This window comes from Holophagales bacterium, from assembly GCA_016699405.1.
In the GTDB taxonomy this organism is placed as follows: domain Bacteria; phylum Acidobacteriota; class Thermoanaerobaculia; order Multivoradales; family JAGPDF01; genus JAAYLR01.
The window spans coordinates 3,748,169-3,763,616 of the sequence record CP064972.1; the positions used below are offsets into that span (position 1 = coordinate 3,748,169).

The 15,448-nt window shown below is 70.8% G+C and carries 12 protein-coding genes; 9 read left to right on the plus strand and 3 right to left on the minus strand.

All coding sequences use genetic code 11. The features are described 5' to 3' along the window. Positions 1 to 200: 200 nt before the first annotated feature. Entirely contained in the window at positions 201 to 686 is a 486-nt protein-coding gene (locus IPJ17_15600) for a DUF2318 domain-containing protein (GenBank protein QQR72902.1), read from the minus strand. A 186-nt stretch (positions 687 to 872) separates the two neighbouring features. On the opposite strand from IPJ17_15600, the gene IPJ17_15605 reads away from it, so the two are divergent. Then, on the plus strand, positions 873 to 2,942 hold the full coding sequence (locus IPJ17_15605; protein QQR72903.1) for a TonB-dependent receptor: 2,070 nt from the start codon (positions 873 to 875) through the stop codon (positions 2,940 to 2,942). Between the two features lie 73 nt (positions 2,943 to 3,015). Then, on the plus strand, positions 3,016 to 3,639 hold the full coding sequence (locus IPJ17_15610) for a hypothetical protein (protein QQR72904.1): 624 nt from the start codon (positions 3,016 to 3,018) through the stop codon (positions 3,637 to 3,639). Here the strand turns inward: IPJ17_15610 and IPJ17_15615 are convergent. After that, positions 3,636 to 4,844: an alanyl-tRNA editing protein gene (locus IPJ17_15615; protein ID QQR72905.1), complete on the minus strand. Its 1,209-nt coding sequence runs from the start codon at positions 4,842 to 4,844 to the stop codon at positions 3,636 to 3,638. The genes IPJ17_15610 and IPJ17_15615 overlap by 4 nt on opposite strands. 72 nt (positions 4,845 to 4,916) lie before the next feature. On the opposite strand from IPJ17_15615, the gene IPJ17_15620 reads away from it, so the two are divergent. The 7 genes from IPJ17_15620 to IPJ17_15650 all read left to right on the plus strand — a co-directional run bounded on the left by IPJ17_15620 (position 4,917) and on the right by IPJ17_15650 (position 13,203). After that, entirely contained in the window at positions 4,917 to 6,350 is a 1,434-nt protein-coding gene (locus IPJ17_15620; protein QQR72906.1) for a wax ester/triacylglycerol synthase family O-acyltransferase, read from the plus strand. A gap of 155 nt (positions 6,351 to 6,505) precedes the next feature. Beyond that, on the plus strand, positions 6,506 to 7,456 hold the full coding sequence (locus IPJ17_15625) for a DnaJ domain-containing protein (GenBank protein ID QQR72907.1): 951 nt from the start codon (positions 6,506 to 6,508) through the stop codon (positions 7,454 to 7,456). A 19-nt stretch (positions 7,457 to 7,475) separates the two neighbouring features. Next, a complete protein-coding gene (clpB, locus tag IPJ17_15630) occupies positions 7,476 to 10,097 on the plus strand; it encodes an ATP-dependent chaperone ClpB (protein QQR72908.1) in 2,622 nt (873 codons plus the stop codon). Then, on the plus strand, positions 10,094 to 10,411 hold the full coding sequence (locus IPJ17_15635) for a hypothetical protein (protein ID QQR72909.1): 318 nt from the start codon (positions 10,094 to 10,096) through the stop codon (positions 10,409 to 10,411). Before clpB ends, IPJ17_15635 begins: the two co-directional genes overlap by 4 nt. 21 nt (positions 10,412 to 10,432) lie before the next feature. After that, on the plus strand, positions 10,433 to 11,014 hold the full coding sequence (locus IPJ17_15640; protein QQR72910.1) for a dual specificity protein phosphatase family protein: 582 nt from the start codon (positions 10,433 to 10,435) through the stop codon (positions 11,012 to 11,014). Positions 11,015 to 11,016: 2 nt separating this feature from the next. Beyond that, positions 11,017 to 12,561 carry a DNA recombination protein RmuC gene (rmuC, locus tag IPJ17_15645; protein ID QQR72911.1) on the plus strand — a complete coding sequence of 515 codons (1,545 nt, stop codon included), beginning with the start codon at positions 11,017 to 11,019 and terminating at the stop codon, positions 12,559 to 12,561. Positions 12,562 to 12,684: 123 nt separating this feature from the next. Then, positions 12,685 to 13,203 carry a nuclear transport factor 2 family protein gene (locus tag IPJ17_15650; protein QQR72912.1) on the plus strand — a complete coding sequence of 173 codons (519 nt, stop codon included), beginning with the start codon at positions 12,685 to 12,687 and terminating at the stop codon, positions 13,201 to 13,203. 96 nt (positions 13,204 to 13,299) lie between these two features. Here IPJ17_15650 and IPJ17_15655 read toward each other — a convergent pair whose 3' ends face one another. Then, positions 13,300 to 15,417, minus strand: coding sequence for a serine/threonine protein kinase (locus tag IPJ17_15655; GenBank protein QQR72913.1), 2,118 nt, complete (start codon positions 15,415 to 15,417; stop codon positions 13,300 to 13,302). Positions 15,418 to 15,448: the final 31 nt, after the last annotated feature.

A 15,448-nucleotide genomic window follows, 5' to 3' on the forward strand; every position in this document is an offset into this window, starting at 1 on the left:
CTCCCGGCTCGCGGAGGTCCCGGTCGACGTCAGGCGCCAGCCTTCGACCGGCTCGTCGTCGGAGCCGCCGAGCGCGGGCCGAGAGCGAGCCCGCTCCCGGCCGCTTCGAAGACATCGAGAGGCCCTCCCCTGGTGAGACTCCCTCGCTCACCCGAAGGCCCGAGAGATCCTGAGCTCGTGCCGCTTGCCGCCCGCGGCGCTCAGCGGAAGTAGCGCCAGCCTTCGAGCAGCTCCTGCTCGGCGATCACCAGGGTCGCGCCGTCGACGCGGTGGCGGAAGGGGACCGGGCGGCACCCGCCGCCCAGCGAGATCTCTTCGAGGCGGCAGGAGGTCTCGCACTTGTTGTTGACGATCCAGTCGCCGTCCTGGCGGAAGCCTCGTCGCATCTTGAAGTCGTTCTCCGAGGCGTCGAAGGCCGTGTGCAGGCCCCCTTCGGCGTCGCGGGCCACGAGGAACTTCACCTCCTGGTTCCCCGAGTTGATGAAGCGGAAGAAGCGCACCCGCGAGGGGGCGAGATCCGCGACGTCGAGGCGAACGACCCCTTGGCGGTCGCTGGCGACGCGCTGGTATTTGGGCCGGGTCAGGCCCCCCTCGTAGAGGAACTGAGCGCCCAGCACCAGGCCGGAAACGAAGAGGACGAGCAGGATCCCGTGGACGGGCCGGAAGCGACGAGCTGGCTTTTCCATGGCGCGTGACGATAGCAGTCCGCGGCCCGGATGCGGGCAACATGCCGCGGCGCAGCAAAATCAGCAACTTAGCGATTGCACGAGGGTTGCCGTCCGACGATCCCGGCGCTAGGATCCGCCCCACTTCGCGTGGTCAGTTCTTGCTGGGCGGCGCCTGGGCCGCCCGCTTCGAGGGGGAGGTTGGCGATGAAGGGATCGACGTACCTGTCGCACTGGGCGCTCGCGCTCGCACTGACCGGGGCCGCCGCAACGGCCCAACAAGCGGCTCCACCCGCCGCGCCGCCGCCGCCCGACGAGCCGGCCGGCCTGGTCGAGGAGGTCCTGGTCGTCACCGCCTCCCGCACCGAGCAGCACCTGCACGACGCACCCGTGACGATGAGCGTCATCGACGCCATCGAGATCGAGAAGACGCCGGCCGACGACGCCGGCGACCTGTTGCGCAACGTGCCGGGGCTCAATGTGGCGCAGATGAGCGCGCGCGACATCCAGGTGTCGGGCCGCGAGTCGACGAACAGCCTGGCGACCGGTCAGCTCGTGCTGCTCGACGGACGCTCGCTCTACCTCGATTTCTTCGGCTTCGTGGCCTGGGATTTCGTGCCGCTCGACTTCTCCGAGCTCAAGCAGGTCGAGGTCGTGCGCGGCCCGGGCAGCGCCGTGTGGGGCGCCAACGCGTTCTCCGGTGTGATCAACCTCATCACCAAGTCGCCCAAGGAGATGGTCGGCACGCGGCTGACCCTCGGCGGCGGCGAGCTCGGGACGATGTACGGTTCGCTCTCGCACGCCGGCGTCAGCGGCAAGCTCGGCTACAAGCTCTCCGGCGCCTACTACGAGCAAGACCCCTACGAGCGACCGAGCGGGGTCATCCCGGGAACCAATCCCGCCCGCACCTACCCCGAGTTCGTCAACCAGGGGACGGCACAACCCAAGTTCGACATCGGCTTCGACGTCGAGCTCGACGAGGCATCCAATCTCGACTTCGCTCTCGGCTACGCGGGCACCGACGGGATCATCCACACCGGCATCGGTCCGTTCGACATGAAGAAGAACACCGCCCTGTCGTTCGGCAAGCTGGACTGGAACCGCCAGGCGATGCACGTCGGTCTCTTCTACAACCGCCTCGACGGCGAAGCGAAGAACCTGCTCACCGTCGGCCCGACCGGCGCGCCGATCAACTTCGTCTTCAAGACCGACACCTACAACCTCGAGGCCGGCAACACCAACCTGGTCGGTGAGAAGCTCCTCTTCACCTACGGCGCCAACGCGCGGAAGAACAAGTTCGACCTGTCGATCGCCCCGCGCGGCGACGCGCGCGACGAGTACGGTGCCTACCTGCAGGGCGAGTTCATGTTCAACGACCGCTGGCGCTGGGTGATCGGCGGCCGCTACGACAACCTCGACCCGATCGGCGGCGTCTTCTCGCCGCGCACGGCGCTCGTCTTCGCCATCGAGCCGCAGCAGACCATCCGCCTCTCCTACGGCCGCGCCTTCCGTGCCCCGTCGGTGGTCAACAACTACCTGCAGACCTCGATCATCTCGACGCTGGTACCGCCGCTGGCTCCGGGCTACCCCTACTTCCCGCTCGTCACCAACGTCACCGGCAACGAGGATCTCGTCGAGGAGAAGACCGACGCCTACGACCTCGGCTACCTGCTGACCAAGGGCGGCACGACCTTCTCGCTCTCGATCTACCACAACGTGCAGAAGGACCTCGCCGACTTCTACCAGAGCGCCTCCTACACACCGCAGAACCCGCCGCCGGGTTGGATCTACCCGGCCTTCCTCCTCGCCGTGTCGCCGCTCAACACGTTGCCGCGCGAGTTCAGCTACCGCAACATCGGCGAAGTGATCAACGAGGGCCTCGAAGTCGGCCTGAGCTGGCGCCAGCGCGGTCCGTGGTCGGCGTCGGCCAACTACTCCTACCAGAAGGACCCGAAGATCACCGGCATCCCGGAGGAGGAGCTCGGCAAGGCACCCACTCACCGCGCCAACGTCGCGCTCGGCTGGGACGGCGGGACGTTCTTCGTCAACGCCAATGCCAATTACCAGAGCGAGGCCTACTGGGCCGACGTGCTGAGCATCCAGGGAACGACCGACGCCTTCACCATGGTCAACGCGACGATCGGCCTCCGCCTCTTCGACGGTCGCGCCACGCTGAGCATCATCGGCCAGAACATCTTCGACGAGAAGCTGCAGCAGCACCTGTTCGGCGACATCATCAGCCGCAAGGTCACCGGTCAGTTGCAGTTCCGCTTCTAGGCAACGTCTCGCCCTCGGCCCGGCGGAGTCGATCCTCCGCCGGGCTTCGCTCGCGCGAGAGCCCTCGCCCCCGATGCGCCCCGCGATTCCGCTTGCCGTCAAGGTCGCCTACACGACCTGGTTCGTCCTCTGGGTGCCGGCCTACTGGGCCTTCAACGGGCCGCAGAACTTCCTCTGGCTCTGCGACGTGACCAACGGGTTGCTCCTCCTCGCGCTGTGGAGCGAGAGCTCGCTGCTGCTCTCGGCTCAGGCGGTGGGCGTGCTCGCCATCCAGCTCGTCTGGGCGATCGACTTCCTCGGCCGGCTGGCGATCGGCCGTCACTTGGTGGGCGGCACCGAGTACATGTTCGAGAGCGGCGATCCGTTGTGGATCCGCGGCTGTTCGCTCTTCCACCTCTGGGTGCCGGTGTTGCTGCTCTGGGCGATCCGGCGGATCGGCTACGACCGCCGGGCTCCCCGCCTGCAGACGGTCGTCGGCTGGGTCGCGCTCACCGCGAGCTACGTCGCCGGAGATTCGACGAGCAACCTCAACTGGCTCTGGCGGCCCTTCGGCCTGGAGACACCGGGCATTCCGCCGCTCGGCTGGCTCGCCGTCGCCTGGGTCGTCATCCCGCTCGTTCTCTACTGGCCCGCTCACCTCGCCCTGACCGCGGTATTTCCCCCTCACGCTCGAGGTGGAGCGGAGCGGGGAACCTAGAGCGGACCGCCGGGCGCGTCGAGCGCCGCGCGCAGCGTCGAGACGACCTGTTCGCGACCGGCGAGCGTCGACACCTTGCCCTGGAACGACCGACCGCTGCCGCCGCCTCGTCCACCGAGCACGGCGGCGACGCCGCGCCCGAGCTCGGCAAGCGGCAGATCGCAGCGCTCTCCGGCAACCAGCGCGAACGCGAACCCCGCGCCGAGCGGAGCCGTGACGAACACCAGCGCCTCGGGCCGCCGGCTGGCGACGCGTTGGGCGAGACGAGCCGCTCCTCCGGCGAGCGGGGCGACGACGGCCTCGTCGATCAGCACCCCCGGGCGAAGCGCCAGCGCCTCGGCAAGTTGCGTCTCGAACCGCTCCTCGACGCTCCGCAGCTCGCGCCCGAGCGCTTCGAGAGCCGCCGCCTTCTCCGCCGCCGCCGCGACCAGGCCTTCCTCGGGCGCGCCGAGGAGCCGGCGGAGATCCGCCGCCCGACGCTCGTGCTCGGCAAGCCGCCGCCTCACGCGCCCACCGGCAACCCAGAAGAGCCGCGTGCCGCCGCGCATCGGCTCGGTGCCGAGGAGGGCGAGCGACTCGATCTCGGCCGTCGAGGCCAGGTGCGTCCCCCCGCACGCCGCGAGGTCGATCCCCTCGATCTCGACTAGGCGCGCATCGCCGGAGAAGCCCTCGGGCAGCCCGCGCGATCGGGCGCCGAGCCGTTCGAGGTCGGCGAGCGGAACCCGCCGCGCCGTCACGCGCCGGGCAGCCCGAACTTCCGCCGCGACCGCCTCCTCCAACCGGACGAGCTCCTCCGGTGCCAGCTGGGGCACGGCGAGCTCGATGTCGCAGACCGCCGCCCCGAGATGAAACGACGTCGTCCGCCAGCCGAAGCGGTCCGCGGCGATGGCGGTGAGCAGATGCTGGCCGGTGTGTTGCTGCATGTGGTCGAACCGCCGCGACCAGTCGACACGCAGGCGGACGATCCCGCTCGGCAGGGGCGCGGCGAGGCGATGCCGCAGACCCTCCTGCCGGCGTTCGACCGCCGTCACCTCGACCTCGCCGAGCCAGCCGCGGTCCGGCGGCTGTCCCCCGCCTCCGGGATAGAGGATCGTGTCGTCGAGGAGCGCCCAGGCCCCCTCCGCGTCGATCCCGGCGTCACGCGGCACGACCTCGCGCTCGACGGCCCGGGGATCCCGTTCGTACCCGAGGAGCTCGTCTGTCATGGGGCGATTCTAGGACGGGGGCTCACGAACGGCCGCATGCGGATAGACTCCCGCTATTCCGGGGGAACACCTGTGACTTCGAGCCTCGCTGCTGCCTTTCCGCCGCTCGAGCCCGCCTCCGAGCCGATGGCGCCGGTCGACGTCGCCTGGCTGCGGATGGACGAGCCGAACAACCTGATGCAGATCAACGGCGTGATCGTCTTCGACGGTTCGGTCGATTTCGGCCGCATCCGCGAGCTGGTCGCCGCGCGGCTCGGCCGGATCCGTCGCTTCCGCCAGCGCGTCGTCGAAGAGGGCGGTCGCTTCACCTGGCGTGAGGCTCGCGACTTCGACATCGACAACCATCTGGTGCTCGAGACGCTCCCCGAGCCGGGCGGCAAGGCCGGGCTGCAGCGCTTGATCAGCGAGCTGATGTCGCAGCCGCTCGACCGCGCCCACCCCCTGTGGAAGTTCCACATCGTGGAGAACTACGAGGGTGGAACGGCGGTCTTCGGGCGCCTTCACCACGCGATCGGCGACGGCGTCGCGCTCATGCTGGTCATCCTCTCGCTCTGCGATCTCGCGCCGAAGGGACCGCCCGCCGCCGAGGCGGTCGACGAGACTCCCGAGCCGCTCCCGGGAGAGCTTGCCGACCTTTTCGGGCGCCCCCTCGACAGCCTGGCGGCCTTCCGGCGCCTCGCCGAAGAGGTGATGCCGGACACGATGCGACTGCTGATGCACCCGGTCGAGGCGATGCGCCAGACGAGCGCCGTGCTGCGCGGCGCCGCTGCCGTCGGCTCGTTCGGTCGACTGGTCACCTACCCTCCGGACGCACGGACCAAGTTCAAGGGACCGCTCGTCCTCGAGAAGCTCGCCGACTGGACCGAGCCGATCGACGTCGAAGAGGTCAAGAAGATCGGTCGCGGGCTGGGAGGCACGATCAACGACGTGCTGCTCACGGCGACGGCGGGCGCACTGCGCCGGTACCTGGTGCGCCACGGCGAACCGGAGGAGACGCTCTCGGTGCGCGCCGTGGTGCCGGTCAACTTGCGCCCGATCGAGAAGATGAGCGAGCTCGGCAACCGCTTCGGCCTCGTCTTCCTCGGCCTGCCGGTCGGCATCCCCGACCCGATTCGCCGTCTGGCCGAGCTCCGCCGCCGTGCCGAAGCGCTCAAGCGCTCGGCTCAGCCCCTGGTCGCCTACGGCATCCTGCACGCGATGGGCCTGTCGCCGCTCGCCGTCCAGAAGCTGGTGGTCCGCATGTTCGGCAGCAAGGCCACCGCCGTGATGACGAACGTGCCCGGGCCACGGCGCGTGCTCTACTTCGCCGGTCGACCGATCGAGGACCTCTTCTTCTGGGTGCCCCAGTCGGGCCGGCTCGGGCTCGGCGTGGCGATCTGCAGCTACCGCGGGCGCGCCCGCGTCGGCTTCGCCACCGACGCCGGCCTGGTCCCCGACCCGCAGGAAATCATTCGCGGATTCCAAGACGAGTACGCCGAGCTCCGCTCGCGCGTCAACCTCGACTGACCGCCACGCGAACCGCGCGGTCTGGGCATTCCCGCGCTGGGGAATGATTGTCGACCGCTTTTCGTTAGAAAATGTGAGGCGCGCCCGCTCAAGTTCGACGAGCGCGACCCCCTCTCGGGCCGCTCCGCGGCCTCGCAGGGGCCGAGGAGGCACGGGTGGAGTTCAAGGACTACTACAAGACCCTGGGCGTGGCACGCGATGCGTCGGCCGACGACATCCAGAAGGCGTACCGCAAGCTGGCGCGCAAGTACCACCCGGACGTGAATCGCGCCGCCACGGCGGAGAACCGGTTCAAGGAGGTCGCCGAGGCGTACGAGGTCCTCAAGGACCCGGAGAAGCGCCAGCGCTACGACCAGTTCGGCAGCTCCTGGAAAGGGGTGCCGCCCGGCGGCTCACCGCCTCCCGGCTTCGAAGGCTACTCGTTCGACTTCGGCGACGCGGCCGGTGGCGGAGCGCAGGGGTTCAGCTCGTTCTTCGAGATGCTCTTCGGCCAGGCCGCACGAGGCGGAGCCGGCGGCGGACGGGGCGGCGCCGACCCCTTCTCCACCGGACGCGGCGGCTGGGCTCGCCCAGGCGCCAACCAGGAGGTCGAGGTCGAGCTCTCCCTCGCCGAGGCGGCGCGCGGCGGGGTCCGGGAGCTCCAGATGCGCCTGCCCGGAGACGGCAGCGTGCGAACGCTGCGGGTGAACTTCCCGCGTGGCGCCCGCCCGGGGCAGAAGATCCGCCTCGCCGGACAGGGCGAGAGCGGCCATGCCGGAGGACCGGCCGGCGACCTCTTCCTCCGGGTCCGGCTCGCCGCCGACCCTCACTTCCGCCTCGAAGGCAAGGACCTTCATGCTCACGTCGACGTGACGCCGTGGGAGGCCGCGCTCGGCGCCCAGGTCGAGGTCCCGACCCTCGACGCACCGGTGACGATCCGGATCCCCGCCGGCTCCTCCACCGGCAGGCGAATGCGCCTGCGCGGGAAGGGGTTCCCCAGCCACTCCGGAGAGCCCGGCGACCTCTACGTCGAGGTTCGGGTGATGGTGCCGGAGAGCCTCACCGACCGCGAGCGGGAGCTCTTCGAACAGCTCGCCTCCGCGTCGCCGTTCCGTGCCCGCAGCTGACGAAAGGGACGACACGATCATGGACCTGAATCGACTGACCCAGCGCTCCCAGGAGGCGATGCAGGCCGCCCAGGCCGAAGCGGTCCGCCGCGGCCAGCAGGAGGTCGACGGCGAGCACCTCCTCCTCGCCCTCCTGCGCCAGGAGGACGGGCTGGTGGGACGACTCCTCGCCCGGATGGACGTGGCGGGCGACGCGCTCGCCGCCGAGCTCGAGGGCGATCTCGATCGCCGGCCGCGGGTCTCCGGCGGCGGCGCCGAGGCGGGCAAGGTCTACGTCACGCCGCGCCTGCAGCGCCTGCTGCTCGCTGCCGAAAGCGAGGCCAAGCGCCTGAAGGACGAGTACGTCTCGGTCGAGCACCTCCTGCTCGCCTTCCTCGACGAAGGGGGAGCGACGGCTTCGGGCCGCGCCCTGGAGCGCTTCCAGGTCACTCGCGACCGCTTCCTCGCCGCGCTCCAGTCGGTGCGTGGAAGCCAGCGCGTGACCTCCGCCGAGCCGGAAGCCGCCTACGAGGCGCTCTCCAAGTACGGCACCGATCTGGTCGAGCTCGCGCGCAGCGGCAAGCTCGATCCGGTGATCGGCCGCGACGCCGAAATCCGCCGCGTCGTGCGCATCCTCTCGCGCAAGACGAAGAACAACCCGGTGCTGATCGGCGAGCCGGGCGTCGGCAAGACGGCGATCGTCGAAGGGCTCGCCCAACGGATCGTCAAGGGCGACGTGCCCGAGTGGATGAAGGACCGCACCGTCTGGGCGCTCGACATGGGCGCGCTGCTCGCCGGAGCCAAGTACCGGGGCGAATTCGAGGAGCGTCTCAAGGCGGTGCTCGCCGAGATCAAGCGCAGCGACGGCCGCGTGCTGCTCTTCATCGACGAGCTCCACACCATCGTCGGCGCCGGCAAGACCGAAGGCTCGCCGGATGCCGGCAACCTGCTCAAGCCGATGCTCGCCCGCGGCGAGCTGCACTGCATCGGCGCCACGACGCTCGACGAATACCGCAAGCAGATCGAGAAGGACGCCGCGCTCGAGCGCCGCTTCCAGCCGGTCGTCGTCGACGCGCCCAACGTCGAGGACACGATCTCGATCCTGCGCGGCCTCAAGGAGCGCTTCTCGGTCCACCACGGGGTCGGCATTCTCGACAACGCCCTGGTCGCGGCGGCGGTGCTCTCCAACCGCTACATCTCGGACCGTTTCCTCCCCGACAAGGCGATCGACCTGGTCGACGAGGCCTGCGCTCTCGTACGCACCGAGATCGACTCGATGCCCGCCGAGCTCGACGAGCTCACCCGGCGGGTGCTGCAGCTCGAGATCGAGGAGGCGGCGCTCGCCAAGGAGCGCGACAAGGCGAGCCGCGACCGGCTCGACGACCTGCGACGCGAGCTCGCCGACCTGAAAGAGCGCCAGGGCGCCATGCGTGCCCAATGGGAGAGCGAGCGCCAGACCATCGGCGCCGCCCGCGCGGTGCGCCAGGAGATCGAGCGCACGCGGCTGGCCGTCGAGCAGGCGGAGCGCGAGTACGACCTCAACAAGGCCGCCGAGCTGCGCTACGGCAAGCTCGCCGAGCTCGAGAAGCGCCTCGCCGAAGCGGAGGCCCATCGCAGCGTCGGCGGCAAGCGCCTGGTGCGCGAGGAGGTGAGCGAGCAGGAGATCGCCGAGATCGTCGCCCGCTGGACCGGCATCCCGGTGACCCGCCTGGTCGAGGGCGAGCGCGACAAGCTCCTGCGCCTCGACGAGATCCTCCATCGCCGCGTCGTCGGCCAGGAGGAGGCGGTGCGCCTGGTCTCCGACGCCGTGCTGCGCGCCCGCGCCGGCATCAAGGACCCGCGCCGGCCGATCGGCTCGTTCGTCTTCCTCGGACCCACCGGCGTCGGCAAGACCGAGCTCGCCAAGGCGCTCGCCGAGGCGCTCTTCGACTCGGAGGAGGCGCTGGTGCGCCTCGACATGTCCGAGTACATGGAGAAGCACACCGTCTCGCGCCTGCTCGGCGCCCCTCCCGGCTACGTCGGCTACGACGAGGGCGGACAGCTCACCGAGGCGGTGCGGCGCAAGCCCTACTGCGTCATCCTCTTCGACGAGATCGAGAAGGCGCACCACGACGTCTTCAACGTCCTGCTGCAGTTGCTCGACGACGGCCGGCTCACCGACGCCCAGGGTCGCACGGTGGACTTCAAGAACACCGTGATCATCATGACCTCGAACCTCGGCTCGCCCTTCCTGATCGACGGCATCGACGGGCGCGGCGAGCTGCGCGAGAGCGCCCGGCAGGCGGTCCTGCGCGAGCTCCACAGCCATTTCCGCCCCGAGTTCCTGAACCGCATCGACGACGTCGTGCTGTTCAAGCCGCTGTCGCTGCCGGAGATCGAGCTCATCGTCGACCTGCTGGTCGCCGAGCTGGTCAAGCGGCTTGCCGATCGCGGCGTGCGGCTCGAGCTCACGCCGGAGGCGCGCACCCTCGTCGCTCGCGAGGGTTTCGATCCGCACTTCGGAGCGCGCCCGCTCAAGCGGTTCCTGCAGCGCGAGCTCGAGACGCGGATCGCCCGCGCGCTCGTCGCCGGCGAAGCGAGCGAGGGCACGACGATCGCCGTCGGCGTCAAGGAGGGTCGACTCTCCGTCGAGCTCGTCGCGCCGACTGCTGACGCGGCATGAGCGCCCTCGCCGCGGCGCTGCTGGCGGCCGGCGCCGCGGGAGCGATCGCCGGCCTGGCGCGTCTCGCTCGCGCCTCCCGCCACGCGTGGAGCGACGACGATTTCGCCGCGTCGCGACGGCGCTCCGGCGATGGCCTGCTCGCCGCCTCGATGCGCGTCCTCGAGGAGGCGATCGGGCCCGGAGGTCGAGCCGCCATCGAGGCGCGCCGGATCGTCGAGACGGGCGAAGCGGACGAGTCGGCCCGCGCGGGCGACGGAGACCGTGGCGACCCAGCCGGTCGCGCCCCCGACTCGCCTCCGCCGTCGGCCACCTAGCTGCTACGCTAGGCGGCCGACATGAGCCACCGCCCCGCCTCCTCCCCGGCCTTGCGCGACGAAGAGCTTCGCCGGCGCCATCTCGAGATCTACGGACACCACCCGGCCCGTCCGATGGAGGTCCACCAGCTCGAACCGCGCCTGCTCTCGGGGCGCCAGCCGCTCTCCGAGCTCGATGCCCGGCAACTCGCCGACCGTGGGGTCACCCACGTGCTCGACCTGCGCCAGGAACGCGAGTGGAAGGGGACCGGTCGCCAGGGCGCGGCGGCGGTCGCGGCCTTCGCTCAACTCGGCGTCGAACGGCTCGCCTTGCCGATCGCCGACGGCGAGGCACCCGACCCCGCCACCCTGGACCTCGCCGTCGAGTTCATCGAGCGGGCGACCGGCGAGCCGACGGCGACCGGCTGCGTTTACGTGCACTGCCGCGCCGGGATCGAGCGCACCGGAACGATCCTGCTGGCCTATCTCGCGAAACGCGACGGGAAAAGCGTGACGCGCGCGCTCGCAGCCCTCGCCAGTCCCGAGCGGCCGTACGCTCCCCTCCCCTGGCAGGTTGCCGCCGTCCGGCGGTGGCTCGCCGGCGATGCCCGGGAGGAGCGCTGAGCATGGAGCCGACGCTGCTCGCGCTGCTGGCCGGCGCTGCCGGGCTGACGCTCGGCGCCGTCGGCGCCTGGCTCGCCGGGCGGGCTCGTGTCCGCGACGCCGTGGCGGTCGCGCGGGCCGAGTCCGAAGGGCTCCTCCGCAGCCTCGAAGAGCGCCTGCGGTCCCGCGAGGAACGGCTGGCCGAAAGCGCCGGCGCGCTCGCCGCCCGTGCCGAGGAGGCGACGGAGCTGCGCCGCGACCTCGCCGCGAGCGAGAGCGCTCGTGCCACCGCCGAGGCCCAGGCCGCGCGCCTTCCGGGACTCGAGACCGAGCTCGCGGCGCTGCAGGCCGAATCCTCGGCGCTGCGCGCCGGCCTTGCGGCGCTCGAGAGCCGCGTGGCCGAAGAGCGCAAGAGCGCCGAAGAGAAGCTGGCGCTGCTCGAAGAGGCCCGGACGCACCTCGCCGATGCCTTCAAGGCGATGGCGAGCGATGCCCTGTCGCGCAACAACCAGGCCTTCCTCGACCTCGCCCGCGAGAACCTCGAGCGGATGCAGAGCGAAGCCAAGGGCGACCTGAGCCAGCGCGAGCAGGCGATCGCCGCCCTGGTCAAGCCGCTCGGCGAGCAACTCGGCAAGGTCGAGGGGCACGTGCGCGAGCTCGAGAAGGCGCGCGAGCTCGCCTACGGCTCGATCAGCCAGCACCTGCGCTCGGTCACCGCGAGCCAGGAGACGCTGCAGCGCGAGACCGCCAATCTCGTCAAGGCGCTGCGTGCCCCGCAGACCCGCGGCCAGTGGGGTGAGCTCCAGTTGCGGCGGGCCGTCGAGCTCGCCGGCCTCGTCGACCACTGCGACTTCGACGAGCAGGTGACGATCTGGAAGGGCGACGCCGCCCAGCGTCCCGACCTCGTCGTCCACCTTCCCGGCGGCAAGGAGGTGGTCGTCGACGCCAAGGCGCCCCTCGCCGCCTACCTCGACTCGCTCGAGGCGCCCGACGATGCGGCGCGCGCGGTTGCCCTGCACGCTCACGCACGCCAGGTGCGCGAGCACGTCAAGAAGCTCGCCACGAAGAGCTACTGGGACAGCTTCGCCACCGCCCCGGACTTCGTCGTGCTCTTCCTCCCGGGCGAACACTTCCTCTCCGCCGCGTTGGCGAGCGAGCCGCTGCTGTTCGAGGACGCATTCGCCCAGAGCGTGCTCCTCTGCTCCCCGACCAATCTGATCGCTCTCCTCAAGTCGGTCTTCTACGGTTGGCAGCAAGAAGCGCTCGCCGCCAACGCGCGGCAGATCAGCCAGGAAGCGCGCGTCCTCTACGATCGTCTGCGGACCTTCTCCGACCACCTCCGCAACATCGGCAACTCGCTGCAACTGGCGGTCGGCCATTACAACCGGGCGGTCGGGTCGTTCGAGGGGAGAGTCCTTGTTCAGGGGCGGAAGCTGGAGGCGTTGGGGATCCAGACGCAGCCGCCGCTGGCCTCGGCAGAGGCGATCGAGCTGGCACCACGGCTTCTCACGCCGCCCGAGTCCTCGGCCAAGGACCGAGACGGCGATGACGAAACAGCGTCTGGGTAAGGGATCGCGAAGCGAGCGGGTCACGCGAGAGCACAAGGACTCGCCGGATCGCCGATCGACGCGTCGGCCCGGCCCAGCTCGATGAATGCGGTCGTCCGTCGTTCACGCGAGGAGATACCGAAGATGAGCACCCGAGTCCGTCCGGCGCTGGTCCTTTTCTCTGCTCTCGTCTTGTCTCTCTCGTTCACCTCGTTCAGCGCCTCCTCGGAAAACGACGCGAAGGCGGAGGTCGGGCAGACGCTCGACGCCTTCCATGCCGCGGCGGCGCACGCCGACGAGGCGACCTACTTCGAGCTGCTGGCGCCGGCAGCCGTCTTCCTCGGCACCGATGCCACGGAGCGCTGGGACAAGGAGGCGTTCCGCGCCTTCGCTCACCCCTACTTCGCGCAGGGAAAGGGCTGGACCTTCGTGCCGCGGGATCGCCACGTCGACTTCGCCGCGCACGGAGAGGTCGCCTGGTTCGACGAGCTGCTCGACAGCGCGACCTACGGCGAGTGCCGCGGCACCGGGGTGCTCGAACGGATCGACGGGCGCTGGCGGATCCTGCAGTACCACCTGACGATCCCGGTCCCCAACGCCCTCGCCAAGGAGGTCGTCGCCCGGATCCGCGAGCAGGCCGCCCACCCCGCCGCGCCGCGCTGAGCGATCACGGCGGCACCCGGCCGAACGAGGGTGGGCCGGCCTCGAGAGACGCAGCGCCTCTTCGCGACCTCTCCGCAGACCGAGCCGGCCGCGGCCTCACCGCACGGTGCGACGCGCCGCCTTCACCTTCTCCAACTCGGCGAGCACCGAGCGACGGTCGGGATGGTCCGGCGGCAGGCTCTGCTCCTGGATCTTCAGCACCTTTTCGAACGCCTGCTGGGCCTCGTCGAGCCGGCCGCGGTCGAAGGCCACCTGGCCGAGTGCCAGGTGGATGTAGCCCGTCTCGATGTTCTCCCCGCCGAAGAGCTTCTCGTAACGTACCAGGGCGCGACCGAGGTAGGCATCGGCGTCGTCGAGCCGGCCCATCGCCCGGTAGAGGTTGCCGAGGCCGTAGAGCCCCTGCGCCACGGCCGGATGGTCTTCGCCGTAGGCGGCGGTTTCGATCTCCAGCGCCTGGCGGAACAGCGGTTCGGCGAGCTCGAGGCGGCCGGTCGTCTGGTGCAGCAGCGCCAGGTTGTAGAGCGTCGGCGCGACCCGCGGGTGGTTCTCGCCGAGGGTCTTGCGGCGGATCGCCACGGCGCGCTCGAGCATCGGACGCGCCTCCTCGAAGCGCCCCTGCTGCATCAGGAAGAAACCGAGGTTGCCGAGGGCGTCGCCGACGTCGGGGTGCTCGGGACCGAGCTTCGCCTCGCGGATCGCCACGACGCGCCGGAAGCGCTCCCCGGCCGCCGCCCGGTCGCCGAGCTCGACCTCGACGATCGCCAGCAGGCGCAGGCTCTGCGCCACCAGGAGGTCGTCCTTGCCGAGCTCCCGTTCGCGCAGAGCGAGCGCCGCGACCGCCAAGGGGTGTGCCTCCTTGAACAAGCCGAGTCGCTGGTAGACGCCGCCGATCGTCTGCAGCAACCGCGCGCGGACCAGCGGCGCCTCTTCGAGCTCGCCGCGGATGCGCGCGGCGCCGCGGTCGAGGAGCTCGCGCGCGGTGACCTGCACTCCACGGTTCTGCTCCGGGTTCGCCTCGGAGAAGAGGCCGACGAGGAAGTCGGCGACCTTCTCGGTCTCGCCACGCGCCGCCTCCGCCGCCAGGCGGGCTCTCACCGCCTCGGCCGCGGCACGGTTGGCTCGCGCGGCCTCGACGCTCCGCGCGACGAAGCCGCCGACGAGCGCCGAGAGGAGCAGCACGGTCGCCGCGACGGCGCCGCGGCGCCGGCGCACCAGCTTGCGGGTGCGACACCAGACGCTCGGCGGACCCGCCTCGACCGGTTGCAGCGCGAGGTGTCGCTCGATGTCGGCGGCAAGCGACGCCACCGAGGCGTAGCGCTGCTCGCGATCGCGCGCGATCGCCTTGAGGACGATCCAGTCGAGGTCGCCGGCGAGGTCACGGGCGAGCGTCCGCCTCGCGACCCCGCGCCGCGCCGCCACCGCCTCGGCGATCGAGGGCGCCATCTCGCCGAAGCGGGCGCTCGGCCGCGGCGGATCCTCGTCGCGGATGCGTTGCAGCATCTCGACCGCCGCGAGGTCGGCACCGAACGGCAGCGCCCCGGCGAGCAGCTCGAAGAGCAGGATGCCGAGCGCGTAGACGTCCGTGCGGATGTCGGTCTCGGCGGCCCCCTGCAGGGCGGCGAGCGACTCCGGACTGAGGTAGCCGGGGGTCCCGATCAGGCCGACCGTCGGCCCGGCGACGACCAGCGGCTGGTCGAGCGCCTTGGCGATGCCGAAGTCGATGATCTTCGGCAGCGGCCGGCCGGCGCTCTCGCTCACCAGGACGTTCGACGGCTTGAGGTCGCGATGCACCAGCCCCTTCTGGTGGGCATGCGTGACCCCGGCACAGACATCGAGGAAGAGTCGCAGCCGCTCGTCGAGCGACAGCCGTCGCTCGTCGCAGTAGACGGTCAGGTGCGCCCCGTCGACCGCCTCCATGGCGAAGTAGGGGTGACCGTCCGGCGTCGTTCCCGCCTCGTAGAGCTGGGCGACGTTCGGGTGCGAGAGCCGGGCGAGGGCGCGCCGCTCGGCCTCGAAGCGCACCTCCCAGTCGGCCACCGCGAACGGCGTCGCCCGCACCACCTTGAGCGCGACGCGGCGCTGCACCGGCTCGCTCTGCTCGGCGAGATAGACGGTCCCCATGCCCCCCTGACCGAGGACTCCGAGGAGGCGGTAGGGGCCGATCTGCCGGTCGTCGTCGGAGCGCGCGAGGTTCGGTGCCTGCGGGTCGTTCATCGGGGTCGCGGGACGCTAGCACAATCGCACG

Excerpts from the sequence above, each read along its gene's own strand:
- clpB (QQR72908.1), top strand. The coding sequence starts at position 7,476 with ATGGACCTGAATCGACTGACCCAGCGCTCCCAGGAGGCGATGCAGGCC.
- IPJ17_15650 (QQR72912.1), top strand. The coding sequence starts at position 12,685 with ATGAGCACCCGAGTCCGTCCGGCGCTGGTCCTTTTCTCTGCTCTCGTC.
- IPJ17_15610 (QQR72904.1), top strand. The coding sequence starts at position 3,016 with ATGCGCCCCGCGATTCCGCTTGCCGTCAAGGTCGCCTACACGACCTGG.
- IPJ17_15600 (QQR72902.1), bottom strand. The coding sequence starts at position 686 with ATGGAAAAGCCAGCTCGTCGCTTCCGGCCCGTCCACGGGATCCTGCTC.
- rmuC (QQR72911.1), top strand. The coding sequence starts at position 11,017 with ATGGAGCCGACGCTGCTCGCGCTGCTGGCCGGCGCTGCCGGGCTGACG.
- IPJ17_15655 (QQR72913.1), bottom strand. The coding sequence starts at position 15,417 with ATGAACGACCCGCAGGCACCGAACCTCGCGCGCTCCGACGACGACCGG.
- IPJ17_15615 (QQR72905.1), bottom strand. The coding sequence starts at position 4,844 with ATGACAGACGAGCTCCTCGGGTACGAACGGGATCCCCGGGCCGTCGAG.
- IPJ17_15605 (QQR72903.1), top strand. The coding sequence starts at position 873 with ATGAAGGGATCGACGTACCTGTCGCACTGGGCGCTCGCGCTCGCACTG.
- IPJ17_15635 (QQR72909.1), top strand. The coding sequence starts at position 10,094 with ATGAGCGCCCTCGCCGCGGCGCTGCTGGCGGCCGGCGCCGCGGGAGCG.
- IPJ17_15640 (QQR72910.1), top strand. The coding sequence starts at position 10,433 with ATGAGCCACCGCCCCGCCTCCTCCCCGGCCTTGCGCGACGAAGAGCTT.